A 24,916-nucleotide genomic window follows, 5' to 3' on the forward strand; every position below is an offset into this window, starting at 1 on the left:
TCCGGAGCCCAAGCGCGGCGATGGTCGCGTGACGGTCCGCGACCTATCCTCATGGTTCGACACGCTGCACGACGCACAGCCGGGGATGGCGCGTGCGTCGCGCGCGAGCGCGACGACCCTGAAGACGAACCTTCGGAGACGACCATGGACGCTGCCGCACTGCGCGCCCTCCAAGCCCCGATCAAGCAGAAGTACCGTGAAGCGCCGCAATCATCGATCGTCACCATGAAGGCGCAGGGAACGCTCGATTCGGAAGCCGTCGCCTGCAAGGTCGAAACGGCCCGCGCCGTCGCCGTCGCCGGCCTGCACAAGGCCGCCGGCGGCACGGGGGCGGACCTGTGCTCGGGCGACATGCTGCTCGAGGCGCTCGTCGCCTGTGCCGGCGTCACGCTCAAGGCGGTGGCGACCGCCCTCGAGATCCCGGTGCGCTCGGGCATCGTGCACGCCGAGGGCGATCTCGACTTCCGCGGCACGCTCGGCGTCGACCGGGAGGCGCCGGTGGGGTTCAAGGCGATCCGCCTGTCCTTCGAGATCGACGCGGACGCGAGCGAGGAGCAGCTCGAGCGCCTGCTCTCGCTGACGGAGCGCTACTGCGTGGTGTTCCAGACCCTCAACGCCAAGCCGGACCTCTCGGCGACCCTCGCGCGCGCCTGATCGCCCGGCGCCGGGGCGCACGGCGCGCGGGCCGGGGGTGGAAACGCCCGGCCCGTCGTGCGAGAAAGCGGCGTTGCGGGAGCGAGGAACCATCATGGCCGAACAGGAACCGAGGCTCGGCGCGGCGATCGTGCCGGTGACGCCGTTCCAGCAGAACTGCTCCGTGCTCTTCGCCCGCGACACGATGCGCGGCGTCGTGGTCGATCCCGGCGGGGACGTGCCGAACATCCTCGAGGCGATCCGCCAGACCGGCGCGACCATCGAGGCGATCCTGATCACACACGGCCACGTCGACCACGTCAGCGGCGTCGAGGACCTGCGCGACGCGCTGAAGGTGCCGGTGATCGGCCCTCACCCGGCGGACGCGATGTTCATGGACGAATCGCTCCCGGCGACCGCGCAGGCCTACGGCCTGCCGCCGGCGCGGCCGGTGCGCGTCGACCGCTGGCTCGACGAGGGCGACACGGTGGACGTCGGCGGGATCGTCTTCGATGTGCTGCACACGCCCGGGCATTCGCCCGGCAGCGTGACCTACGTCTCGAAGGCCGACCGCTTCGCGCTCGTGGGCGACGTCGTCTTCGCCGGCTCGATCGGCCGCACCGACCTGCCCGGCGGCGACCACGAGCAGCTGATCGAGACGATCCGCACGAAGCTCCTGCCGCTGGGCGACGACGTCGCCTTCCTGTGCGGCCACGGGCCGATGTCGACGCTCGGGCGGGAGCGGGAGACGAACCCGTTCCTCGTCTGATGAGCTACGCCGTCACCCTGGAGGACATCCACGCGGCCGCGGCGACGATCGCGCCGCACGTGGTGCGCACGCCGCTCGTCGCCGCGCCGCGGCTCTCCGAGCGGCTCGGCGCGCGGCTGTGGCTCAAGCTCGAGACGATGCAGCCCACCGGCGCCTTCAAGGAGCGCGGCGCGGCGAACCGCCTCGCCGCGCTCGACGCCGACGAGCGCGCCCGCGGCGTCGTCGCGATGTCGGCGGGCAACCACGCGCAGGCGGTGGCCTATCACGCGGCCCGGCTCGGCGTGCCCGCGACCATCGTCATGCCCGAGGGCACCCCGCTGGTGAAGGTCGAGAACACCCGCTCCCACGGTGCGCGGGTGATTCTCTCGGGCGAGACCGTCGCGGAGGCCGAGACCGAGGCGCGGCGGCTCGCCGACGAGGAGAGCCTCGTCTTCGTCCACCCCTACGACGACGCCCGCGTCATCGCCGGGCAGGGCACGATCGCGCTCGAGATGCTCGCGGACGCGCCCGATCTCGAGATGCTCGTCGTGCCGATCGGCGGCGGCGGGCTCGCCGCGGGCATGGCGATCGCGGCGAAGGCGCTGTCTCCCTCCATCCGCATCGTCGGCGTGGAGACGCGGCTCTACCCGTCCTTCCGCAACGCCATACACGGCGAGACGCTGCCGGTGGGCGGCGCGACGCTCGCCGAGGGCATCGCCGTCAAGAGGCCGGGCGGGCTGACGCTGCCCATCGTGCGCGACCTCGTCGACGAGATCGTGCTCGTCGACGAGCCCGAGATCGAGCGCGCGGTGAACCTGTGCGCCACGAGCCAGCGGATCATGGCGGAAGGGGCGGGGGCGGCGGGCATCGCCGCCATTCTGGCGCGTCCCGAGCTGTTCCACGGGCGCGCGGCGGGCGTCGTCATCTGCGGCGGCAACATCGACCCACGCATCCTCGCCTCGGTGATGGTGCGCGAACTCGAGCGCGACGAGCGCATCGTCTCCTTCCGCATCTGGTCGAACGATCACCCGGGCCTGCTCGGCCGCATCGCAACCCGATTGGGGGCGCTGGGCGCCAACATCCTGGAAGTTTCCCACGGGCGTCTCTATCTGGATGTTCCCGCCAAGGGCGTGACGGTCGACGTCACGATCGAGACGCGGGGCGCGGCGCACACCTCCGAGGTGCTCGCCACGTTGGCGCGGGAGGGCTTCGCCCCCACACGCATCGACCCCCGGGGGCTCTCGCACCTCGGGTCCTGAGCACCGACCGCGAGGAGACCGCAGAACCATGAGCACGATCGACCGCCGTACCGACGTTCCCCACCCGGACGTTCCGGCCCCGCGGCCGAGCTACGAGATCCGCATCGCGACGGACGGTGTCCTCGCGCGCCGGCTCTTCGCCTTCTGCCTCGACCTGATCGTGATCGGGGCGCTGGTGATCCTGTTCTCGCTCGCGATCCTGGTGCTCGGCGTGCTGACGCTCGGCCTCGCCTGGCTGCTCTTCGCCGTCCTCGTTCCCGCGGTCGGCCTGCTCTACAGCGCCCTGACCGTCGGCGGGCCGAGCCAGGCGACGATCGGCATGCGGATGATGGGGTTGCGCGTCTCGCGGGTGCAGTCGACGGCGCGCGTCGACGGCATCACGGCGGCGGTGCACGCGCTGCTGTTCTGGCTCGCGACCTCGACCTTCTTCCTGTGGCTCCTCGACGTCGTCGTCGGCGTCGCGCGCGACGACCGCAGGATGGGGCACGATCTCCTCGTCGACGTCATCGTCATCCGTATGGACGCGACGCCCTGAAGCGCCGATACCGTGTTCCAATCGCGTGAACAGCGGCGCGTGCGGCGTCGAAAGCCCTTGTTGGCGCGTGCGGGAATGGTATCGTCGACCAAAGCCGTTCGGGCGCGCTTCGCCGAGGTCAGACCCGCGTGACGAGCCATTCCCGCGAGACGCCGCAGTTCTTCCTGACGGCACCCTCCGCCTGCCCCTACCTTCCGGGGCAGGAGGAGCGCAAGGTCTTCACCCACCTCGTCGGGCGCCGGGCGGGCGAGCTCAACGACATCCTCACCCACGGCGGCTTCCGGCGCTCGCAGACGATCGCCTACCGTCCCGCCTGCGAGACCTGCCGTGCCTGCATCTCCGTGCGCGTGCCGGTGGACACCTTCGAGCCCTCGCGCAACCTGCGCCGGATCGCCCGCTCGAACCGCGACCTCGTCGGCACCGGCGTCGCCAACCAGGCGACGAGCGAGCAGTACTCGCTCTTCCGCCGCTATCTCGACAGCCGCCACGCCGACGGCGGCATGATCGACATGACCGTGCTCGACTACGCCATGATGGTCGAGGACAGCCACATCGAGACGAAGCTCGTCGAGTACCGCCGCCGTGGTCCCGACACCGCGATCAACGGGCGCGGGGAGGGGCCGCTCGTGGCCATGTGCCTCACCGACGTCCTCGCCGACGGTCTCTCGATGGTCTACTCGTTCTACGACCCCGAGATGAGCGCCCGTTCGCTCGGCACCTGGGTGATCCTCGATCACATCGGCCGCGCCAGGGCCATGGGCCTTCCCTACGTCTATCTCGGCTACTGGGTCGAGGGCTCCCGCAAGATGGCCTACAAGGCCCGCTTCATGCCCCAGGAGCGCCTGCTCTCGCAGGGCTGGACGCGGGTGGAGGAGTAGACCCGCTCGTCCGCCGTCCGGCAGATTCTTCCGCCCGGCCGGGCAGAATCTGCCGGATAGCGCCGTTTCTCGACGATCGAATCAAGGCGAACGCAAGACTTCTGCGTTGGCATCACCCTTGCTGGCAGAACGCCGCCCGGGGTCTCGCCTCCCGGGCATCGAGCGAGCGAGGTCGCGCCATGACGCTGATGTCCGCGTTGAGCACTGCCGTTTCCGGCCTGCGTACCACGCAGGCGGGCATCTCGCTCGTCTCCCAGAACGTCGCGAACGCCGATTCCGCGGGCTACACCAAGCGCCGGCTCCAGCCCGTCGAGGCCGTGGCGGGGGATCGCTCCGCCGGCGTGCGGACGGGCGAGATCCAGCGCGTGCTCGATCGCGTCGTGCAGCGTACGCTCTGGCAGGAGACGTCCGGAGCCGGCTACACTGGTCAGCGCGCCATGATGGCGGGAGCGCTGGAGCGGCTCTACGGCCCCCCGGCCTCGGCCAGCGCGCTCGACACGCTGATGAACAAGTTCTCGACCGCCGTCGAGCAGCTCGCCGACGATCCCGCCAACGCCACGACGCGCTCGGGCGTGATCGAGGCGGGCCAGGCGCTCGCAGCGCGCATCGGCTCGATCGCGCAGGGCGTCCAGGCGCTGCGCACGGAGTCGGAGGGGCGGATCGCGTCCATGATCGACGAGGCGAACGGGCTCCTCGCCGGCATCGAGCGGGTCAACCGCACCATCGTCCAGAGCGGCTCCACGGCGCCCCTCGCCGACGAGCGCGACCGGTTGATCGGCGCGCTCGCGGGGATCATGGACCTGCGCGTCCAGCCCTCGGAGAACGGCAGCGTCACCCTCACCACCGGCGCCGGCCAGACCCTTTTCGACGGCGTGCGGGCACTGGAGCTGCGCTTCGACGCCCGCGCGACGCTGACCCCGAACATGCGGGTGGACACGACGCCGCCGTCGGTCGGCGTCGTCACGGTCCTCTCGGGCGCCGGCATGGAGACGAACCTCTTGGCGGCGGGGGGCATCCGCTCCGGCTCGCTGGCGGCGGCGCTCGAGATGCGCGACGAGACGCTGGTGCAGGCCCAGCGCCAGCTCGACGAGCTCGCGGCGGGCCTCTCGCGCGCCGTCTCGGATTCCCCGCTCGGGGTGACGCAGACCGGCGCGACCACGTTCGACCTCACGGCCTTCACCGGCCCCCGGACGATCGACCTCGTGGTCAACGGCCGCTTCGAGCGCGTCAGCGGCACGCAAGCCGAGATCGACACGGCGCTCGGCGCCTTCGGCGGCGGCTTCGACGGGACGACGGTGACCATCCCGGGTGGGAGCGTGATCTCCGCTTCCGGCACGGCGACCGATCCGACGACCGGCACGGGGCCGTTCCCGTTCTTCGCGGACTCGCCCGGCAACACGCCCTTCACGGGTGCGGGCGCAACCGATCCGCTCACGGGCTTCGCGCAGCGCATCCGGGTGAATTCCGACGTCGCGGCCAATCCCGCGCTCCTCGTCAATTCCGCCTTCCAAGGCGACGCGGCGCGCGCCACGGCGATGCGCGACGGGCTCGCGCGCACCCAGACCATCGCCTCGCAGGCGGGGCTGTCGGGCGCGGCGCCCTTCCGCGCCGACATATCGGCCGCGGTGCGGCGCACGATCGAGGTGCAGGGCGCGGCCTCCGCCACGGCGGCGCGGCTCGACGAGGGCCAGCGCGTCGCGCTCGCCGCCGTCGAGGGCCGCTTCGCCGACGTGGCGGGCGTGAACATCGACGAGGAGATGGCGCAGCTCGTCCAGCTCCAGACCGCCTACGGCGCGAACGCGCGCGTGCTCTCGGCGGTGCGGGAGATGATGGACGTGCTGATGCGGATCTGAGGGGAACACGAGAGATGACCAGCATCACCCCGTTCGCCGCCGGCTCCTTCGACACGCGCGAGACCACGCGCATGTTCGTGGAGATGCGCAAGGCCTCGCAGGTCCTCGAGCGCCAGATGGCCACGGGCCGCAAGGCGGAGACCTATTCCGGCTTCGGCTTCGAGCGGCGCACCGCGCTCGACCTGCGCGCGAAGCTCGGCGCCTTCGAGAGCTACGGCGAGACCATCACCAGCGCCAACCTGCGCCTGAAGGTGATGACCGGCGCCGTGCAGAGCCTGGAGAAGATCGCGTCGGACACGCGCTCGGCGGCGGCGGAGCCGCTGTCGGGCATCGTCGACGGTACCGGCCTGCCGCAGGAGCAGGCGCTCGCGCGCAACAACCTCGCCTTCGCGATCGAGATCCTCAACACGGACGTGAACGGTCGCCACGTCTTCGCCGGGCGCTCCAGCGACACGCGGCCCGTCGCTTCCTACCAGCAGATCTTCGCCGACCTGCGCGCGGCGGTCGCCGGGATCGCCGACCCGACGGACCCCAACCAGATCGTCCAGGCGGTCTCCGACTATTTCGACACCACGAACTGGCGCACCCCGGGATCCGAGACCACGACGCCGATGCCGACCACCGCGGATGCGCGGGCGAGCGTGGTCGCGCGCATCGACGAGGAGCAGAGCGTCGCCATCGGCGCGCGGGCGGACGAGCCGGGCTTCCGCAACCTCCTCGTGGCGCTCGGCTCGCTCGCCGCGGCCGACGAGACGCAGCTCTCGCAGGAGGACTTCGCCGCCCTCTCGAGCCGCGTCTCCGACCTGCTCTCGCCCTCGCGGCCCCAGCCGCGCGACATCGCCATGGACCTCGGCCGCGCCCAGGCGACGATCAACGCCACCAAGGAGCGCCAGGACGCGAGCGCCTCGCTGCTGCGCGAGGCGCTCGACGACGTCGAGCTCGTCTCCACCGAGGAGGCGGCGGTCTCGCTCCTCAACCTGCAGACCCGCCTGCAGGCGAGCTTCCAGACGACGGCGATCCTGTCGCGGCTGTCGCTGGTGAACTACCTGTGAGGTAGAATCGGGTCCGCCCAAGGGTCGACGACGACGTTCGTGTCGAGCAGGATCATTCGACGCTGATCGGCTCGGGGGGGCGCCGGTCGCGGATGCTCTCGATCATCTCGACGTCTTCGTCGGTGAGCCCGGCTTCCCGGCTCATGGTCCACAGCGTCGTCCCCAGCCGAAGCCGCCCCTCCGGAAGCGCCGCTTCCTTCAAGATGGCCCGCATCTCGGCTTCCGTGCTGCGCTTGTTGCTCGCGGCGCGGACCTTGAGGGCACGATGCGCCTCGTCGCTGAAGTTGTGAAGCGTGACGACTGCCACAGCACGACTCCCGCGGATGCATCTCAATGATGTCAGAATAGGTCGTCCGATGGTATGCGACAAGCGCGGCCATCGCGCCGAAGCACGGAGCGGCGGCACGGTCTCGCGTCCGGTCCGAGCGACGTCCATGCGGTCGATCAGACCGGCCCGGCATTGCTCTTGCCTCCCCCGGCAGGAATGCCCTATGGGGGCGCCGAGCCGAACCATCTCGCCGGGGGGCCGATGAATTGCCCGTGGTCGACAAGTCCTCCCGCGCCATCGGCGCGGTGCGCCAGTCCTTCGCGCCGTGGAACGATCCGGCGGCGCGTCCGCTCATCCGTTTCGAGGGCGTGACCAAGCGCTTCTCGGACTCGACGGCGGTCGACGACGTCACCCTCGACGTCTACGAGAACGAGTTCTTCTGCCTGCTCGGCCCGTCGGGCTGCGGCAAGTCGACCCTGATGCGCATGCTCGCCGGCTTCGAGGAGCCGAGCGGCGGGCGCATCCTGCTCGGCGGCGAGGATCTGGCCGGCGTGCCGCCCTACGAGCGGCCGGTGAACATGATGTTCCAGTCCTACGCGCTCTTCCCGCACATGAGCGTGGAGAAGAACGTCGCGTTCGGGCTCAAGCAGGAGGGGCTGCCCGGGGACGTCATCGCCGCGCGGGTGGCGGAGATGCTGAAGCTCGTGCAGATGGAGCGCTTTTCCGCGCGCAAGCCGCATCAGCTGTCGGGTGGCCAACGCCAACGCGTGGCGCTCGCCCGCGCGCTCGCCAAGCGCCCGAAGGTGCTCCTCCTCGACGAACCGCTGGCCGCGCTCGACAAGAAGCTGCGGGAGGAGACGCAGTTCGAGCTGATGGACATCCAGATCGAACTCGGCACGACCTTCATCATGGTCACCCACGACCAGGAGGAGGCCATGACCATGGCGGACCGCATCGCCGTCATGGATGCCGGGCGTCTCGTGCAGGTGGCGACGCCGGGCGAGATCTACGAGCAGCCGAAGAACCGCTTCGTCGCGGACTTCGTCGGCGACGTGAACATCCTCGAGGGCACCGTCACCGGGCGCGAGCCCTCCGGCCTGTGGCGCATCGCTGCGCCCGGCGCGCTCGGCCCGCTCGCCGTCGACGACCCCGACGAGCGGCTCGATACCGGCCAGGCGGTGGCGGTCGCCGTGCGCCCGGAGAAGATGACGGTCTCGCGCGAGCGACCGCAGGGCGAGAACGCCCTCGAGGGCGAGGTCTGGGACATCGGCTATCTCGGGGACTGGACGGTCTACCGCATCCGCCTCGACGACGGACGCATCCTGCGCGTGACGCGGGCGAACACGACGCGCTTCGTCGAGCGACCGATCGACCTCGAGGAGCGCGTCCACATCGGCTTCCTGCCGGACGCCGCCGTGATCCTCTCGAGCTGAGGAGGGGCGGGGATGGCACGCGACCAGATCCGCCGCGACGAGATCCGCCGCCGCGACGAGCCGCTCCGGCGGGGTCTCGGCCGCCGGCTCGTGATCGGCGCGCCCTACCTGTGGCTGGGCGCCTTCTTCGCACTGCCGGTGCTGATCGTCTTCAAGATCGCGCTCTCCTACCCCGAGCTGGCGCAGCCGCCCTACGGCCCGACGCTGGACCTCGCGGGCGGTTGGGACGGCTTCGTCTCCTTCCTCGGCGAGCTGTCGTTCGACAACTTCGTCTTCATCACCTCCGACGACCTCTACGTCGCCGCGCTCGGCTCGTCCCTGCGCATCGCCGCGTCCTCGACGCTGATCCTGCTCCTCGTCGGCTACCCCATCGCCTACGCCATGGCGAAGGCCTCGCCGTCACTGCGCGGCATCCTCGTCGCGGCGGTGATCCTGCCGTTCTGGACGAGCTTCCTCATCCGCGTCTACGCCTGGATCGGCATCCTGCGGCCAGAGGGGCTGCTCAACGGCGCCCTCATGGCGATCGGCGTGATCGACCAGCCGTTGCAGATCCTCAACACCGAGATCGCCGTCCACATCGGCATCGTCTACACCTACCTGCCCTTCATGGTGCTCCCGCTCTACGCCACGCTGGAGCGCATGGACGACACGCTGATCGAGGCGGCGCAGGACCTCGGCTCGACGCCGCTGAAGGCCTTCTGGACGATCACCGTGCCGCTGTCCTGGCCGGGCATCGTCGCCGGCGCGCTCCTGTGCTTCATCCCGGCGGTGGGGGAGTTCGTCATCCCCGACCTCCTCGGCGGCTCGGACACGCTGATGATCGGGCGCATCCTGTGGAGCGAGTTCTTCTCGAACCGCGACTGGCCGCTCGCCTCGGCGGTGGCGATCGTGATGCTGGTCGTGCTCGTCGTGCCGATCGTGCTGTTCCGGGAGGCGGAGGCGCGGCGCCTGGAGGAAGGCCGATGAAGGAGAAGAGCCGATGAGGGGCCGCCTGTCCGCCTTCAACGTCGTCTCGCTGACGCTGGGCTTCGCCTTCCTCTACATTCCGATCCTGATCCTGATCCTCTACTCCTTCAACGCCTCGCGGCTCGTGTCGGTGTGGGGCGGGTTCTCGACGCAATGGTACTTCGCGCTCCTCCAGAACCAGCCGCTGATCGACGCCGCCTGGGTGACGGTGCGCGTCGCCTTCGTCACGGCGATCCTCGCCACCGTGCTCGGCACGATGGCGGCGATCTCGCTCACCCGCTACGGCCGCTTCCGCGGACGGGCCCTGTTCACCGGCATGGTCTACGCCCCGATGGTGATGCCCGAGGTGATCACGGGCCTGTCGCTCCTCCTGCTGTTCGTCTCGATAGACCTCGACCGCGGCTTCTGGACGGTGACGCTCGCCCACGTGACCTTCACCATGTGCTTCGTGACGGTGGTGGTGCAGGCCCGCCTCGTCGCCTTCGACCGCTCCCTCGAGGAGGCGGCGATGGACCTCGGCGCGACGCCGTGGCGGACCTTCGTCTCGGTGACGCTGCCGGTCATCGCGCCGGCGGTGCTCGCGGGCTTCCTCCTCGCCTTCACGCTATCGCTCGACGACCTCGTCATCGCGAGCTTCACCTCCGGCCCCGGCGCGACGACGCTGCCGATGCGGATCTACTCGTCGGTGCGGCTGGGCGTGACGCCCGAGATCAACGCCGCCTCGACGATCCTCATCGCGCTCGTGACGATCGGGGTGATCGTCGCGGCGCTGGTGACGAAGCGCTCGGTGATGATGCGCCGGGCGGGGTGAGAAACCTCCACGCAGGGCAGGACTCGGCTTCACCCCCGATTCACCTTTACACGCGGTCATCTAGGTTACGCACCGATTCACCGACAATTTTAGACGAGATTTCACTCGCTCCCGGCAAGCTTCCCTTCAACAACGCAAGTGGAACAGGGGAGCAGGACCATGGCTCGTCTCGATCTCGGTGCCGCCGACATCGCCGCCCTCGTGCCGGATCTCGATGCCGGCGAGGCCTACCTGGAACTCGGACTCATGCATGCGGTCGGCCGCTCGGTGCCGCTCGATCTCGTCGCCGCACACAAGTGGCTCAACATCGCCGTCTCCAAGGGCTGCCGGGCCGCGGTCTCGCGCCGCGCCGAGCTCGCGCAGGAGATGAGCGCCGAAGAGATCGCCGCCGCCCAGCGCGCCGCGCGGATGTTTCTCGCCGCCGCCTGATCGGGCCGCTTGAGGGTGCGGGGCGGCGCGGCTATAAGCCCGCCATCTTCCACGCATCCCGAGAGCGGATACCGACATGGCCACCGAGCGCACCTTCTCGATCATCAAGCCCGACGCGACCAAGCGCAACCTCACCGGCGCCGTGAACGCCGTGATCGAGGAGGCGGGGCTCAGGATCGTCGCGCAGAAGCGCATCCTGATGACCCGCGCCCAGGCGGAGACCTTCTACGCCGTGCATTCCGAGCGTCCGTTCTTCGGCGAGCTCGTCGACTTCATGATCTCCGCCCCCGTCGTGGTGCAGGTTCTCGAGGGCGAGAACGCCATCGCCAAGTACCGCGAAGTGATGGGCGCCACGAACCCGGCCAACGCCGCCGAGGGCACGATCCGCAAGAAGTTCGCCCTGTCGGTGGGCGAGAACAGCGTCCACGGCTCGGACTCCGCCGAGAACGCCCGGATCGAGATCGCGCAGTTCTTCGCCGGCAACGAGATCGTCGGCTGACTGAGGCGATCGTCCGAGCCCGGGCGACGACTGGTCGCTACGCTCATGCCGCGCACGACGCGCTCCCCTCTCCCTCGTGGAGAGGGGCCGGGGGTGTGGGGCGGTCAGGATGGTCGCTGCGGCCGATGCCGTCCCACCCGCGCGCGTTCCCGACCATCCGATTGCCGGCGCCGCGCCGCTGCCTCCCCCATCGGGCCACGAGGGTCGGTCGTCTCGCGGGATCAGTCGCCCGATCGAGGTGCCCTGCATTCGCCCCGGGCAACTCCTGCGCGCCCCCCACCCCCGCCCCTCCCCACGAGGGGGAGGGGAGACCCGCGACGCAGCCGAGACGGCGAAGTCTCTCATCGCGCTGCGGCCACGTGATCACGCCCTCGCGCGGACGCGCGAGGGCGTTCTCGTTTTGACAAGAAGGCCGTCTCGCGCCAAGATCATTCGCACACGAATGACCGCGCCCGGCAGCGCCGCCGGAGCGCGGCGCGAGGAGGGACGGGAGATGTCGCAGCCGCCCGGGCGGGTGTACCCGCGCACGAGCCTCGCCGCCCATCCGCCCAACGACGCGCCGGCCTATGCCTCGACGCGCCTGCGCGCGCCCCGCCGGCCGCTGGTGATCCTGCCGCACACGCTCACGGAGACGACCGGCCCGGTCTACGGCCGGGAGAGCGTCGCGCCCGGCGAGAACGACCTCACCGCCGGGCATGCGGGTGCGCCGATCGGCGAACGCATCGTGGTGACGGGCCGTGTTCTCGACGAGGACGGGCGGCCCGTGCCGCACACGCTGATCGAGATCTGGCAGGCCAATTCCGCCGGGCGCTACGTCCACGTGAACGACCGCCACGACGCGCCGATCGACCCGAACTTCACAGGCGCCGGCCGCGTCGTCACCGACGAGCGCGGCGCCTATGCGTTCACCACGATCAAGCCCGGCGCCTATCCCTGGCGCAATCACCCCAACGCCTGGCGCCCGGCGCACATCCACTTCTCGCTCTTCGGCCCGAGCTTCGTCACGCGGCTCGTGACGCAGATGTACTTCCCCGGCGACCCGCTGCTCGCCCTCGACCCGATCTGGCGGTCCGTTCCCGACCCGGGCGCCCGCGCGCGGCTGGTCTCGTCCTTCGACATCGAGACGACGACGCCCGAATGGGCGCTCGGCTACCGCTTCGACATCGTGCTGCGCGGCCGCGCCGCGACGCCGATGGAGGACCCGCACCATGACTGAGCGCGGGGTCGTGCCACCCGGGATCACCCCCTCCCAGACCGTGGGGCCCTTCTTCGCCTATTGCCTCACGCCCGAGGAATACGACGCGCGCGGCATCGCCGGCCACGCGGTCGCGTCTCCGGACGCCGCGGGTGTCCGGATCCATGTCGAGGGGCGTGTTCTCGACGGCGCGGGCGAGCCGGTGCCCGACGCCATGCTGGAGATCTGGCAGGCGGACGGGGAGGGGCGCTACCCCGGCGATGCCGCCAACGCGGCCTTCCGCGGCTTCGGCCGTGCGCAGACGGACGCCGACGGCCGCTTCGTCTTCGTCACGGTGAAGCCCGGCGCGGTCCCGGCACCGGGCGGGGGAATGCAGGCGCCCCACATCGCGGTGTCCGTCTTCGCGCGCGGGCTCCTGAACCGGCTCGCGACGCGGATCTATTTCGACGACGAGCCGGCCAACGCCGCCGACCCCGTCCTCTCCCTCGTACCGCCCGAGCGGCGCGGCACGCTGATCGCCCGCCGCGCGGCGGATGGCGTCTACGCCTTCGACGTCCGCCTCCAGGGCGACGGCGACGGCGCAGGCGAGACCGTCTTCTTCGAGATCTGAGGAGGCCGCCATGGCCGAGCGACGCGTTCAGGTCGGCATCGTCGGCGCGGGACCCGCGGGCCTGCTGCTGTCCCACCTCCTCCATCTGGCGGGGATCTCCTCCGTCGTGGTCGAGGCGAAGAGTCGCGCGCACATCGAGGGGCGCATCCGCGCGGGGGTGCTCGAGCAGGGCACGGTCGACGTCCTGCGCGACACCGGCATGGGCGCGCGCATGGATCGCGAGGGGCTCCTGCACCACGGCACGATCCTCAAGGTCGCGGGCGAGGCGCGGCGCATCGACTTCCAGGACCTCGTCGGCAAGTCGGTGATGGTCTACGGCCAGCACGAGGTGGTGAAGGACCTCGTCGCCGCCCGGCTGGAGGCCGGCGGCGAGATCGTCTTCGAGGCCTCGCAGGCGCGCATCGACGGCGTCGACGGCGACGCGCCGACGCTCTCCTGGTGCGCGGACGGCGCGCGCCGGACGATCGCTTGCGACTTCGTCGCCGGCTGCGACGGCTTCCACGGGATCTCCCGTTCGGCGCTCCCCGCCGACGTGCTGCGGGTCTACGAGCGGGTCTATCCCTTCGGCTGGCTCGGCATCCTGGCGAGGACGCCGCCGGCCTCGGAGGAGCTGATCTACGCGCACCACGATCGCGGCTTCGCGCTCCTCTCCATGCGCTCGCCCGAGATCAGCCGCCTCTACCTGCAATGCCCGCCCGACGAGGACATCGCCGGGTGGACCGACGCGCGGATCTGGGAGGAGCTCCAGGTCCGCCTCGCCGGGGGCGAAGAGTGGCGGCTCGACGAGGGCGAGATCGTCCAGAAGGGCGTCACCGCCATGCGCAGCTTCGTCGCCGAGCCGATGCGCCACGGCCGGCTGTTCCTGGCGGGCGACGCCGCCCACATCGTGCCGCCGACGGGGGCGAAGGGGATGAATCTCGCGGTGGGCGACGTACGCGTCCTCGCCCGGGCGCTCGAGAGCTACTATTCTCGCGGACGCGAGGAGGCGCTCGCGGCCTATTCGGACACCTGCCTGCGCCGGATCTGGGCCGTGCAGCGCTTCTCCTGGTGGATGACGCAGATGCTCCATACCTTCGACGACGCGTCCCCATTCGACCGCCGCCGGCAGCTGGCGGAGCTCGACTACGTCACCACCTCGCGCGCGGCGATGATCACGCTCGCGGAGAACTACGTCGGCCTGCCGATGGACTGGGGGCCGGCATGACCTTCTCCGCGCTCGATTCCGCGCTGACCGGCCCGCTCTTCGCGAGCGACGCCATGCGCGCGGTCTTCGAGGATCGGGCGCGGATCGCCGACATGCTGGCGGTGGAGGCGGCGCTGGCGCGGGCGCAGGCGCGGCTCGGCCTCGCGACGGAGGGGCTCGCCGACACGATCGCGGCGATCGCGCCCGAGGTCTTCGACCTCGCGGCGATCGGGCGCGAGACGGCGGTCGCCGGCGTGCCCTCGATCCCCTTCCTGAAGGCGCTGCGGGCGCTTCTGCCGGGCGAGCTCGCGGGAGACCTCCACAAGGGCGCGACGACGCAGGACCTGATCGACACCGGCCTCGCCCTGGCGATGCGCCGGGCCTTCGCCCTCGTCGCCGCGGATCTCGACGCGATCCTCGCCGGACTCGCGCGGCTCGCCGAGGCGCATGCCCGCACGCCCTGCGCGGGACGCACCTACGGCCAGCACGCGACGCCGGTGACGTTCGGATTCGAGGCGGCGGTGTGGGCGGCGGGGATCGCTGAGGTCGCGGCCGAGCTGCCGGCGGTGCGCGAGGGCGCCTGCGTCGCCTCCCTCGGCGGCCCGGCGGGGACGCTCCCCGCCTTCGGCGCGCGCGCGCCGGAGGTCGCCGACGCCTTCGCCCGCGAGATCGGCCTCCCCGGCGCGCCGATCGCCGTCCACGCACGCCGGGCGGGCGTCGCGCGGGCGGGGACGTGGCTCGCCCTGCTCCTCGGCGCCCTCGCCAAGATGGCGGGTGACGTCGCGCATCTCGCCTCGACGGAGGTGGGGGAGGTCGCCGAGCCCCACGTGCCGGGCCGCGGCGGCTCCTCGGCCATGCCGCACAAGCGCAACCCGGTCTCCTGCACCGTGATCCTCGCCGCCGCCGGCGCCGCGCGCGGACACGCGACGACGTTGCTCGATTCGATGGTCGCCGCGCACGAGCGGCCGGCGGGCGCCTGGCACGCCGAATGGCATGCGCTGCCGAGCCTCTTCGGCCTCGCGTCGGGCGCGCTCGCAGAGGCACGGCGGCTGGCGGAGGGGCTCGTCGTCGATCCGCGGGCGATGGCGCGCAATCTGGAGGCGACGCGCGGCCTCCTCTTCGCGGACGCCGCCGCCGCGGCACTGGTCCCGATCCTTGGAGGGCAGGCGGCGCATGCACGCGTGGCCGCGGCGGCGGATGCGGTACGCGCCGACGGGGTCTCCCTGCGCGAGGCGCTCGCCGCGCCGGGCGACCTCCCGTCGGACACGCTGGCGCGCGCCTTCGACCACGCGCCCTCCGTCGACGCCGCCGCCGCCTTCGTGCCGCGCGCCCTCGACGCGATCACCACCGCGCGCCGCCGCCTCGCCGGCTGACCGTCGCCCGCCCGGAGCAGGGAGGAGCGGGGCGTCACCCCGGTCGTTGCGAGGACATCTCCAGCTCCTTGCGGCGCTGGAGCCCGAGCTTGCGCTCCCGGTAGATCACGAAGATGCCCGACGCCGTCACCAGCACGGCGCCGGCGATCACCGCCTGCTCGGGCCATTGCCCGAACACGAACCAGCCGAGCAGCGTCGCCCAGATCATCGTCGTGTACTCGAAGGGCGCGACCAGCGACGCGTCCGCCCAGCGATAGCTCTCGGTGAGCAGGATCTGGCCGATGCCCCCGAGGATGCCGATGGCGACGAGCATGCCGAGCTGGGCGAGCGTCGGCGTCACCCACCCGAAGAACACCGTCGACAGGCCGATCAGCGTCGTCACGGCGCTGAAGTAGAACACGATCGCGCCGGTGCGCTCGGTCGCCGTGAGGCGGCGCACCTGGATCGTCGCGCCGGCGGTGCAGAAGGCCGCGCCGATGCCGAAGAGCGCCCCCAGCGACGCGCCCTGCGCCAGCGCCTCGCTGCCGAGCCGCGGCGAGAGCATCACGAGGACGCCCACGAAGCCCACCGCGACCGCGCTCCAGCGGTAGGCCCGCACCGTCTCGTGCAGCAGGAGCGCCGCGAGAACGACGACGATGAGCGGCGCGGCGTAGCCGATCGCCACGGCCTCCGTCAGCGGCAGGTAGGCGAGCGCCGAGAAGCCGAGCACCATGCCGGTCGCGCCGATGATGCTGCGCAGGAAGTGACCCTTGAGATTGTGCGTGCGCACGGCGTTGACCACCGTGTCGGTCAGCGCGAGCCAGACGAGGAGCGGCACCAGCGCGAAGGCGGAGCGGAAGAAGATCAGCTGGCCGGTGGGGAACTGCGCCGAGGCGAGCTTGATCGTCGCCGCCATCAGGGTGAAGGCGAGGGCGGAGAGGATCTTGAGGCTGACGCCGAGGGCGGGCTTCACGGCTTTCGGGTCCGGGGGAGCGGACGTCCATCCTCGCATGCGCGAGGCGGCCGCGAGAAGCGCCGCCGGCGTCGCCGCCGCTGCGCGCTCCACGCATGGAACTCCGGGAAGCGTTTCATTTTTGCAATCCGGACGGGTTTCGAATCCACCGCCGCCGCTTCGAATCTCCCGCTCCGGGCAGGGGAACGCGCCGGCGTCATCAAAGTGCAATGGAGAATCGGTTCTTGTCGCCCAAACATCCGGACCGGAGCTGGAAGAGTGACTGACGACGATCAAGCGATCCGCGTTCGGACGTTGTTCCTCTCGGATTTTCATCTGGGGACGCGGGACTGCCAGGCCGACCTGCTGCTCGGCTTCCTGCGGCGCTACGATGCCGACGTGATCTACCTCGTGGGCGACATCATCGACGGCTGGAAGCTGCGGGGCGGCTGGTTCTGGCCGCAGTCGCACAACGACGTGGTGCAGAAGCTGCTCCGCAAGGTGCGCAAGGGCACCCGGCTCATCTACGTGCCGGGCAACCACGACGAGTTCCTGCGGGACTATATCGGCGCGCATTTCGGCGGCATCGAAGTCTGCGAGCGCGCGCTGCACGAGACTGCCGCGGGCGAGCGGCTGCTCGTCATCCACGGCGACCAGTTCGACGTCGTGGTCAAGCACGCCAAGTGGCTGGCGCACCTGGGCGATTGGGCCTATTCTCTGGCCCTGTTGTCGAACACCTACGTCAACGTGATTCGTCGGCGGCTGGGCCTGACCTACTGGTCGCTCTCGGCCTGGGCCAAGCTCAAGGTGAAGAACGCGGTGAACTTCATCTCCAAGTTCGAGGAGTTCCTGGTGGAGGAGGCCCGCAGCTCCGGCGCGACCGGCGTCGTGTGCGGCCACATCCACCACGCGGCCCAGCGCGAGATCGAGGGCATACGCTATCTCAATTGCGGCGACTGGGTGGAGAGCTGCACCGCGATCGTCGAGCACTACGACGGGCGGCTCGAGCTCGTGCGCTGGGTCGAGGCGATGGCGGCGCTCGCCGCCGAGGAGGGAGCGCCCGCATCGCCGCCCCTGCCCGAGCCCGCGCGCCCCGCACGCCTGGGGCGGCGCGGAGACGGCGGCGCCCCGGCGCCCGCGGCGATGGCGTCGGCGGCCGGCTCGGCATCGGGCTCGCGAGCCGTCGCCTGATGCGCCTCCTCGTCGCGACGGACGCCTGGCGTCCGCAAATCAACGGTGTCGTGCGCTCGATCGAGCAGATGATCGCGCACGCCCCCGCCTTCGACGCCGAGATCGTGCTCCTCACGCCGCTCGATTTCCGCTCCCTGCCGATGCCGACCTACCCGGAGATCCGCCTCGCTCTGGCGCGCCCGCGCGCCGTGGCGCGCAGGATCGCCGCGCTCGCGCCGACGCACATCCACATCGCCACCGAAGGGCCGATCGGCCTCGCCACGCGCCGCATCTGCCTGACGCACGGCTTCGCCTACACGACGAGCTACCACACGCGGTTTCCCGAATACGTCTCCGCCCGCGCGCCGGTGCCGGAGCGCTGGGTCTACCGGGCGATCCGCCGCTTCCACAACGCCGGCAGCGGCATCATGGTGGCGACGGATTCGCTGGAGGCGGAACTCGTCGCGCGAGGGTTCGTCAACGTGCTGCGCTGGGGCCGCGGCGTCGACACGACGCTGTTTCGCCCGCGCGAGACCCGGGTCGTCGACGCGCCCGGCCCGATCTTCCTCTACGTCGGACGCGTCGCGGTGGAGAAGAACCTCGAGGCCTTCCTCGCGCTCGACCTGCCCGGCACCAAGGTCGTCGTCGGCGACGGGCCGGCCCGCGCGGATCTCGAGCGTCGCTACCGAGGCGTGCGCTTCCTCGGTGCGCGCACCGGCGAGGCGCTGGCCGAGGTCTACGCTTCGGCGGACGTCTTCGTCTTCCCGAGCCTCACCGACACCTTCGGCATCGTGCTGCTCGAGGCCCTCGCCTCGGGCCTGCCGATCGCGGCCTACCCGGTGACCGGCCCCCTCGACGTCGTCGGCACCAGCGGCTGCGGCGTGCTCGACCGCGACCTGAGCAAGGCTGCGCTCGCCGCCCTGGAGATCCCCCGCGACCGCTGCCGCGCCTACGGCGAGAGCTTCACCTGGCACGAGAGCGCCCGGCAGTTCTTCGGCAACATCCGCGAGGCCGCGGGGGACGAGCCGGTGGTGGATTTGGCGCGACTCGTCCGCTCGGCCTGACGCGGCGGTTCTTCTCAGCTGAAGCGGGCGAGCTTCTCGCGGGTGCCGAGACCGTCGATCTCGGCGAAGGCCTCGGCGGAGAAGGCCGGGCCCGCCGCCGCGACGGCGCTCTCGTCCTCGTCCGCCTCGTCCGAAACGTCCGACGCATCGAGCGCGAGCTCCGCCGGCTCCGGGTCGGCGGCGAGCGGGTCGGTCACCTCGACCGCGTCCTCGATCTCGAACGCGTCCGCCGCCTCCGATTCGACCTCGGCACTCTCGGCCTGCGCGAACGCCGTCTCCTCGGCCTCGTTCCAGGCCACGTCGTCGGCGACGGGCTCCATGCCGGGCGGGCTCACATCGACCACAGGCTCGAGCACGGTGACGACCTGCCCCTCGACGATGACGTCGTCGATCTCGGTCTGGCCGAGGCCCTGGAAGACGTCGAGCTTCGAGCCGAGGTCCTGGTGGCGTGTCTGCGGGCGATCGTCGTCGGCCGTGCCGGCGTCCGCGTCGTCGAGGCTCGCGCCCCAGATGTCCATCATCGCGTTGATGCGTCCCTCCAGGAACCGCAGCGTTTCGATGATGCGCTTCGTGCGCTGGGCGGTGAGGTCCTGGAAGGAGCAGTGGGTGTAGATGTCGGTGGCGCGCCGGTCGAGCTCGTCGCACAGGTCCTCCCGCGCGCCGTCCTCGCGCAGTGTCCAGGCCGCTTCCTGCACGTGCTCGGCGGCGTCGAGGATGTCGGACGTCGCGCGCTCGGTGGTGCGCACGATGCCGTCGAGCGCCTCGGAGGCGACCTCGAGGTCGGAGGGTGTCCCCTCGCCGGGGCGGATCGCGGCGATCTCGCGCTTCGTCGAGGTGATGGCGCGGGCCATCTCCACGAGGTCGAAGCGCAAGCGGTCCATCCGCTGCGTCTCGCGCTCGGCCGAGACGGCGTTCTCGAGCCGGTCGATGGCCGCGAGCAGCACTGTCGTGTCGGCGTTGCGGTTGCGCCGGGCGTACTCGGCGAGGAACCAGCGGCCGCGCTGGGTCTCCATGACGGCGGATTCGATCGCCCCGTAGTCCGCCTCGCCGATCGGGGCCAGCGCGTTCGAGGAGCCGGGACGCGAGGAGGTGATGCCGGAGGGGCTCGTGCGGGAGGAGCTCATGCAGGAGTGACCTCGAAGGCTCGAATCGTCTGGACCAGCATGCCCGCGGGAGCGCCCCGGCGGCAAGCGCGCGTATGGATCGCCGATCCTGGCGCGACAGGGGTTAGGACGGGGTTACCGCAGGCCGGGGAACCCCGCCCCCGGCGCCGCGCGGTGAACGAACTCTCATCCGAGCCGGTCGAATGGGAGCGAACGCGCACGACCGGGTCGTGCTATCAGGCTCCCCGTCGCCCTCCGCGCCGCCCCGACACGCCGATTCCCGTTCCCCGATTCGAGAATGCCGCGATCCCTCTCAGTCCGCCTCGGCGCGCTCAGCGCCGTCGCCTTCGTCGGCGTCGGCGTGCAGGCGCCGTTCCTGCCGGTGTGGCTCGAGGGGAGGGGGCTCGATGCGACCACGATCGGTCTCGTCGTGGCACTGCCGGTGTGCGTGCGCATGCTGGCGAGCACGCCGCTCGTCGCGACGACGGACCGCGGCGTCTCGCCGAGGACGCTGCTCACGCTCGCGCATCTGGCGCTCGGCGTGGCCTTCGTCTTCCTGCTCGGGGCGCCCGGCGCCTGGGCGATCGCGCTCGTCGTCGCGCTCGCGGCGCTCGCGCAGGCGCCGATCGTGCCGGCGACGGACCTCGTGCTCACCGACGCCGTGCGCGAGAATCCCGGGCTCGACTACGGACGCCTGCGCGTCTTCGGCTCGCTCGCCTTCCTCGCCAGCTCCGTGGCGATGGGCTACCTGCTGGAGATCGCGCCGCTCGACGCGGTGGTCTGGGCCCTGGTGGCAGCCGGCCTCCTCGGCGCGCTCGTCGCCGCGACGGCGACGCCGCCGCTGGCCGTGGAGCGCGAGCCGCCGCCCGCCGGCGCGCGGCGCCCGACGCTGCCGGCCGCGCTCCTCCTGGCGATCGCCGGTGCGGCCTGCGTTCAGGCGAGCCACGCCGGGGTCTACGCCTTCGGCTCGATCCACTGGCGCGCGCTCGGCTTTCCCGGCTCGATCGTCGGCTGGCTCTGGGCGATCGGGGTCGTGACCGAGGTCGCGCTCTTCGTTTTCGCCGGCCGGCTCGTCGGGCGCGGCAGCGGCCTGCCGCTGATCGCGCTCGGCGCCGGCGCGGCGGCGGTGCGCTTCACCGGCCTCGCGCTGGAGCCGGGGCCGCTCGCGACCTTCGCGCTCCAGAGCCTGCACGGCCTCTCCTTCGGTGCGACCCACCTCGGCGCGATGGCCGTCTTGACGGCGCTCGCGCCGCCGGGCGCGCGGGGTCGCGCGCAGGGCCTCTTCGCGGCGGCCCAGGCGGTTGGCATGGCGTCGGCGACGGTGCTCGGCGGCATCGTCTACCAGCATGCCGGCGGGCTCGTGTTCCTGGCGATGGTGCCGCTCCCGCTCGCCGGGCTCGCCTGCCTCGCCCTGGCCCGCAGGGTGCGGCTTAGGGGAATCGTAAGCGGGCCGCGCTAGCCTCGTCGGCGACGACAGGAGTGCCCCAATGCCCGGTTCCATACCCGGTCCCGCGGACGGCTTCGCCACGCTCGAGCGGCTGCCCCTCACGCCCGAGGGCGTGCGCGCCCTGCGCCGGCGCGTCTACGGCGACGACGACGCGATCTCGCTCGTCGAGGGCGAGATGCTGTTCGACCTGGCGCGCACCGTGGGCGAGAGCGGCTGCCGGGAGTGGCGCGACTTCTTCTGCGAGGCGATCGCCGATCTCCTCGTCCACCAGGTCCAGCCCCGCGGCTATCTCGGCGAGGCCGAGGCCGCCTGGCTGATCGCACGGCTGGACGGCCACCCGGTGCTCTCCAGCGAGTTCGCCGCGCTCATCAGGGTGATGGAGCTCTCGCGAAGCGTGCCCGACCGGCTCGCCGCCTTCGCGCTCGGCCTCGTGAAGCAGGTCGTGCTCACCGGCGAGGGCGAGGCGATCACGGGCTTGCGCCACGAGCCGGGACGCGTCACCCACGCGGACGTCGACGCGCTGCGGCGCGTGCTCTTCGTCGCCTCCAGCGAGGGGTTCGGCCACGTGACGCGCGCGGAGGCGAACGTCCTGTTCGACATCGCCGACGCGACGGCAAACGCCGCCAACGACCCGAGCTTCGCGGATCTCTTCGCCCGCGCGATCGGCAACCACCTCCTCGCCGGCCCCGGCCGCCATGCGCCGACGCGGCTCCAGGTGATGCGCCGCGAGGAATGGCTCGACCAGCGCCGCACGCTGGGATCGGGCATCGCCGCCACCTTCAAGACCATGGCGGCCAACGCCTTCGGCGTGCGCACCCGAGACGTCTCGCCGGAGCCGAACCCGCTCGGCGACGGGCTGACGCCGGCGCGGGTCGACGACGAGGAGCTCGCCTGGCTCGTCGCCCGCATCGAGGCCCGACCCGGGCTCAGCGCAGCCGAGCGCGCGCTGCTGCGCTTCCTCGGCCGCGAATGCGACGACCTCGCGCCGTCGCTGCGCGAGCTGGTGGCGCGGGCGGCCTGAGCGGCGCGACTTGCTCCGCGCGCCGCGCCGCTTTATTTCCGAGGCATGACCCCGCAGACCATCCGCTTCTCCGTGGCACCCATGATGGACTGGACGACCCGCGATTGCCGGGCGTTCCATCGCGTGCTGTCGCGGCGCGCACGGCTCTACACCGAGATGGTGACCACCGGCGCGGTGATCCACGGCGACCGGGAGCGGCTGCTCGGCTTCTCGGAGGCGGAGCATCCCGTCGCCGTCCAGCTCGGCGGGTCCGATCCCGCGGAGCTGGCGCGGGCGGCGCGGATCTGCGCGGATCTCGGCTACGACGAGGTGAACCTAAACGTCGGCTGCCCCTCGGACCGGGTGCAGGATGGGCGCTTCGGCGCCTGCCTGATGCGCGAGCCCGCCCTCGTGGCGGATTGCGTCGCGGCGATGAAGGCGGCGGTGGCCGTGCCGGTGACGGTGAAGTGCCGCATCGGCGTCGACGACCAGGACCCGGAGGCCGCGCTCGACACGCTCGCCGACGCTGTCGTCGCCGCCGGCGTCGACGCGCTCGTGGTCCATGCGCGAAAAGCCTGGCTGCAGGGGCTCTCGCCCAAGGAGAACCGGGACGTGCCGCCGCTCGACTACGGCCGGGTGCATCGCCTGAAGGCGCGGCTGCCGGACCTGCCGATCGCGCTGAACGGCGGCCTCGTTTCGCTCGAGGCGTGCCGGGCCGAACTCGGCCATGTCGACGGCGTCATGCTCGGGCGCGCCGCCTATCACGATCCCGAGCTGCTGCTGCGCGTCGACCCGGAGCTTTTCGACGCGCAGGCGCCGGTCGCCGACCCGTTCGAGGCGGTGGCGGCGTTCGAGCCCTACGTCGCCCGGCGGCTCGCCGAGGGCGTACGGCTCTCGTCGATCACCCGCCACATGCTCGGCCTCTTCGCCGGCCGCCCCGGCGCGCGGACCTGGCGGCGCCATCTGGCGATGGAGGCGGTGAAGCCGGGCGCGGGGCTCGAGACCCTGCGCGCCGCGCTGGAGCACGTACGCCGCTCCGACGCCGGCGCCGACGAGACGCGGGAGCACGCGGCGTGAGCGACGCGCCGGCCGATCCCGCCGATCCCGCCGCGATCGTGCGGCGCGTCGAGGCGAGCTTCGCCAAGCAGGCGATCATGGGCACGATCGGGGCCGAACTCCTGCACGTGGAGCCGGGTCTGGTGGAGATCGCGCTCGCGGTGACGCCCGCGGTGTTCCAGCAGCACGGCTTCGTGCACGCCGGCGCCGTGGCGACCATCGCCGACTCGGCCGCCGGCTACGCGGCGCTGACGCGCATGCCGGAGGGGCGCGGCGTGCTCACGGCGGAGTTCAAGATCAACCTGCTGGCCCCGGCCGCCGGCGCGCGGCTCGTGGCGATCGGCACGGTGGTCAAGGCCGGGCGCCTGCTCTCGGTCGCGGAAGCGCGGGTCTTCGCGGAACGGATCGCGGGCGACGACGGCACGCGCAAGCTGTGCGCGCAGCTCACCGCCACCCTCGTCGCGGTGGAGAATCGCCAAGGCGTTGTGGACTGAACCGCGGGCGCTCCCGGCTTGCCGGAGAGGGGGCGAGCTTCTAACCCGAGAGCCGGCTCATCTCGAGCGAACCACGGGCGATCCTCTCCATGTTCATGGGCATTCCCTATGGCGACCTGGCCGTGCTCGCCGCCGGCCTCCTGGCGGCGGGCGCGCTCGCCGGCGTGCTCGCGGGGCTTTTCGGCGTCGGCGGCGGCGCCATCATCGTGCCGATCCTGTTCGAGGCCTTCCGGCTGCTCGGCGTCGACGAGGAGGTGCGCATGCCGCTCGCGGTGGGCACGTCGCTCGCGATCATCATCCCGACCTCGATCCGCTCGTTCCGGGGCCACTGGAAGAAGGGCGCCGTCGACATGGCGCTGCTCAGGTCCTGGGCCGTGCCGGTGGTCGTCGGCGTCCTCGTGGGCTCGGCGGTGGCGCGCTTCGCCGACCCGTGGGTGTTCAAGCTCGTCTTCATCCTGGTGGCGGGACTCAACGCCATCAAGCTCTTGTTCGGCAACGACACCTGGCGGCTGGCGACCGACCTGCCGAAGGGCTGGCTGCTGCGCGCGTACGGCTCCTTCATCGGGCTCGCCTCGGCGCTGATGGGCATCGGCGGCGGGCAGATCTCGAACATGCTGATGACGCTGCACGGGCGCGGCATCCACCAGGCGGTGGCGACCTCGGCGGGGCTGGGGCTCATCATCTCGATCCCCGGCGCGATCGGCTACGTGCTCGCCGGCTGGGGCAGGGAGGGCCTGCCGCCGGACGCGATCGGATTCGTCTCGGTGCTGGGCTTCCTGCTCGTCGTGCCGACGACGCTGCTCACGGCGCAGATCGGCGTGAACCTCGCCCACGCCTGGCCCAAGCGCAAGCTCGAGGTCGCCTTCGGCATCTTCCTCGCGATCGTGTGCCTGCGCTTCGTCGTCTCGATCTTCGAGTAGCGGCGC

Annotated in this window: 26 protein-coding genes; 23 read left to right on the top strand and 3 right to left on the bottom strand. The window is 71.6% G+C overall.

Translation table 11 applies throughout. The features are described from left to right. The first annotated feature begins 144 nt into the window (after positions 1-144). From AB9M23_RS03450 to AB9M23_RS03480, 7 genes are all read left to right on the top strand, one after another. A complete protein-coding gene (locus tag AB9M23_RS03450) occupies positions 145-654 on the top strand; it encodes an OsmC family protein (protein ID WP_372422480.1) in 510 nt (169 codons plus the stop codon). A 94-nt stretch (positions 655-748) separates the two neighbouring features. Further along, complete coding sequence (locus tag AB9M23_RS03455) at positions 749-1,402, top strand: MBL fold metallo-hydrolase (RefSeq protein WP_372422482.1); 654 nt, start codon at positions 749-751, stop codon at positions 1,400-1,402. Further along, positions 1,402-2,640: a threonine ammonia-lyase gene (locus AB9M23_RS03460; RefSeq protein ID WP_372422484.1), complete on the top strand. Its 1,239-nt coding sequence runs from the start codon at positions 1,402-1,404 to the stop codon at positions 2,638-2,640. The genes AB9M23_RS03455 and AB9M23_RS03460 overlap by 1 nt, the downstream gene beginning before the upstream one ends. 28 nt (positions 2,641-2,668) lie before the next feature. Further along, positions 2,669-3,175 (top strand): RDD family protein, encoded by a 507-nt coding sequence (locus AB9M23_RS03465; protein ID WP_372422486.1) that lies wholly within the window; start codon positions 2,669-2,671, stop codon positions 3,173-3,175. 128 nt (positions 3,176-3,303) lie between these two features. Then, positions 3,304-4,053, top strand: a complete 750-nt coding sequence (locus tag AB9M23_RS03470) for an arginyltransferase (RefSeq protein ID WP_372422488.1) — start codon at positions 3,304-3,306, stop codon at positions 4,051-4,053. A 179-nt stretch (positions 4,054-4,232) separates the two neighbouring features. Then, complete coding sequence (flgK, locus tag AB9M23_RS03475; RefSeq protein WP_372422489.1) at positions 4,233-5,906, top strand: flagellar hook-associated protein FlgK; 1,674 nt, start codon at positions 4,233-4,235, stop codon at positions 5,904-5,906. Positions 5,907-5,920: 14 nt separating this feature from the next. Continuing rightward, a complete protein-coding gene (locus AB9M23_RS03480) occupies positions 5,921-6,958 on the top strand; it encodes a flagellin family protein (RefSeq protein ID WP_372422491.1) in 1,038 nt (345 codons plus the stop codon). Between the two features lie 52 nt (positions 6,959-7,010). On the opposite strand, the gene AB9M23_RS03485 is transcribed toward AB9M23_RS03480, so the two are convergent. Beyond that, positions 7,011-7,265 carry a FitA-like ribbon-helix-helix domain-containing protein gene (locus tag AB9M23_RS03485; protein WP_372422492.1) on the bottom strand — a complete coding sequence of 85 codons (255 nt, stop codon included), beginning with the start codon at positions 7,263-7,265 and terminating at the stop codon, positions 7,011-7,013. A 233-nt stretch (positions 7,266-7,498) separates the two neighbouring features. Between AB9M23_RS03485 and AB9M23_RS03490 the strand changes: the two genes are divergently transcribed. The 9 genes from AB9M23_RS03490 (at position 7,499) to AB9M23_RS03530 (ending at position 15,725) form a co-directional block, all read left to right on the top strand. After that, positions 7,499-8,659, top strand: a complete 1,161-nt coding sequence (locus AB9M23_RS03490; RefSeq protein WP_372422494.1) for an ABC transporter ATP-binding protein — start codon at positions 7,499-7,501, stop codon at positions 8,657-8,659. A 12-nt stretch (positions 8,660-8,671) separates the two neighbouring features. Continuing rightward, the gene (locus tag AB9M23_RS03495; protein ID WP_372422496.1) at positions 8,672-9,625 is read left to right on the top strand and encodes an ABC transporter permease subunit; all 954 of its coding nucleotides are present in this window, start codon (positions 8,672-8,674) and stop codon (positions 9,623-9,625) included. Between the two features lie 13 nt (positions 9,626-9,638). Then, entirely contained in the window at positions 9,639-10,436 is a 798-nt protein-coding gene (locus AB9M23_RS03500; RefSeq protein ID WP_372422497.1) for an ABC transporter permease, read from the top strand. 159 nt (positions 10,437-10,595) lie between these two features. Beyond that, on the top strand, positions 10,596-10,865 hold the full coding sequence (locus AB9M23_RS03505; RefSeq protein WP_372422499.1) for an SEL1-like repeat protein: 270 nt from the start codon (positions 10,596-10,598) through the stop codon (positions 10,863-10,865). Positions 10,866-10,941: 76 nt separating this feature from the next. Then, positions 10,942-11,364 carry a nucleoside-diphosphate kinase gene (gene ndk / locus AB9M23_RS03510; protein WP_372422501.1) on the top strand — a complete coding sequence of 141 codons (423 nt, stop codon included), beginning with the start codon at positions 10,942-10,944 and terminating at the stop codon, positions 11,362-11,364. A 493-nt stretch (positions 11,365-11,857) separates the two neighbouring features. Further along, a complete protein-coding gene (gene pcaH, locus AB9M23_RS03515) occupies positions 11,858-12,580 on the top strand; it encodes a protocatechuate 3,4-dioxygenase subunit beta (RefSeq protein ID WP_372422503.1) in 723 nt (240 codons plus the stop codon). Next, positions 12,573-13,169: a protocatechuate 3,4-dioxygenase subunit alpha gene (pcaG, locus tag AB9M23_RS03520; RefSeq protein WP_372422505.1), complete on the top strand. Its 597-nt coding sequence runs from the start codon at positions 12,573-12,575 to the stop codon at positions 13,167-13,169. The genes pcaH and pcaG overlap by 8 nt, the downstream gene beginning before the upstream one ends. A 10-nt stretch (positions 13,170-13,179) precedes the next feature. Then, on the top strand, positions 13,180-14,373 hold the full coding sequence (gene pobA / locus AB9M23_RS03525; protein WP_372422506.1) for a 4-hydroxybenzoate 3-monooxygenase: 1,194 nt from the start codon (positions 13,180-13,182) through the stop codon (positions 14,371-14,373). Further along, positions 14,370-15,725 (top strand): lyase family protein, encoded by a 1,356-nt coding sequence (locus AB9M23_RS03530; RefSeq protein ID WP_372422507.1) that lies wholly within the window; start codon positions 14,370-14,372, stop codon positions 15,723-15,725. The genes pobA and AB9M23_RS03530 overlap by 4 nt, the downstream gene beginning before the upstream one ends. 34 nt (positions 15,726-15,759) lie before the next feature. On the opposite strand, the gene AB9M23_RS03535 is transcribed toward AB9M23_RS03530, so the two are convergent. Then, a complete protein-coding gene (locus tag AB9M23_RS03535) occupies positions 15,760-16,677 on the bottom strand; it encodes a DMT family transporter (RefSeq protein ID WP_372422508.1) in 918 nt (305 codons plus the stop codon). 258 nt (positions 16,678-16,935) lie between these two features. Between AB9M23_RS03535 and AB9M23_RS03540 the strand changes: the two genes are divergently transcribed. Both AB9M23_RS03540 and AB9M23_RS03545 read left to right on the top strand, forming a co-directional pair. Continuing rightward, complete coding sequence (locus tag AB9M23_RS03540) at positions 16,936-17,847, top strand: UDP-2,3-diacylglucosamine diphosphatase (RefSeq protein WP_372422509.1); 912 nt, start codon at positions 16,936-16,938, stop codon at positions 17,845-17,847. After that, positions 17,847-18,890, top strand: a complete 1,044-nt coding sequence (locus tag AB9M23_RS03545) for a glycosyltransferase family 4 protein (protein WP_372422511.1) — start codon at positions 17,847-17,849, stop codon at positions 18,888-18,890. Before AB9M23_RS03540 ends, AB9M23_RS03545 begins: the two co-directional genes overlap by 1 nt. A gap of 14 nt (positions 18,891-18,904) precedes the next feature. On the opposite strand, the gene AB9M23_RS03550 is transcribed toward AB9M23_RS03545, so the two are convergent. Next, positions 18,905-20,014, bottom strand: a complete 1,110-nt coding sequence (locus AB9M23_RS03550; protein ID WP_372422512.1) for a hypothetical protein — start codon at positions 20,012-20,014, stop codon at positions 18,905-18,907. Between the two features lie 277 nt (positions 20,015-20,291). On the opposite strand from AB9M23_RS03550, the gene AB9M23_RS03555 reads away from it, so the two are divergent. From AB9M23_RS03555 to AB9M23_RS03575, 5 genes are all read left to right on the top strand, one after another. After that, positions 20,292-21,452, top strand: coding sequence for an MFS transporter (locus AB9M23_RS03555; RefSeq protein ID WP_372422514.1), 1,161 nt, complete (start codon positions 20,292-20,294; stop codon positions 21,450-21,452). Positions 21,453-21,480: 28 nt separating this feature from the next. Further along, complete coding sequence (locus tag AB9M23_RS03560) at positions 21,481-22,461, top strand: hypothetical protein (RefSeq protein WP_372422516.1); 981 nt, start codon at positions 21,481-21,483, stop codon at positions 22,459-22,461. Positions 22,462-22,506: 45 nt separating this feature from the next. Continuing rightward, positions 22,507-23,517, top strand: a complete 1,011-nt coding sequence (gene dusA, locus AB9M23_RS03565) for a tRNA dihydrouridine(20/20a) synthase DusA (protein ID WP_372422518.1) — start codon at positions 22,507-22,509, stop codon at positions 23,515-23,517. Further along, positions 23,514-23,990, top strand: a complete 477-nt coding sequence (locus tag AB9M23_RS03570; RefSeq protein ID WP_372422519.1) for a PaaI family thioesterase — start codon at positions 23,514-23,516, stop codon at positions 23,988-23,990. The genes dusA and AB9M23_RS03570 overlap by 4 nt, the downstream gene beginning before the upstream one ends. Before the next feature lie 89 nt (positions 23,991-24,079). Further along, the gene (locus AB9M23_RS03575; protein WP_372422520.1) at positions 24,080-24,910 is read left to right on the top strand and encodes a sulfite exporter TauE/SafE family protein; all 831 of its coding nucleotides are present in this window, start codon (positions 24,080-24,082) and stop codon (positions 24,908-24,910) included. Positions 24,911-24,916 lie beyond the last annotated feature (6 nt).

The sequence above is a fragment of the Salinarimonas chemoclinalis genome (assembly GCF_041514305.1).
Taxonomy (GTDB): domain Bacteria; phylum Pseudomonadota; class Alphaproteobacteria; order Rhizobiales; family Beijerinckiaceae; genus Salinarimonas; species Salinarimonas chemoclinalis.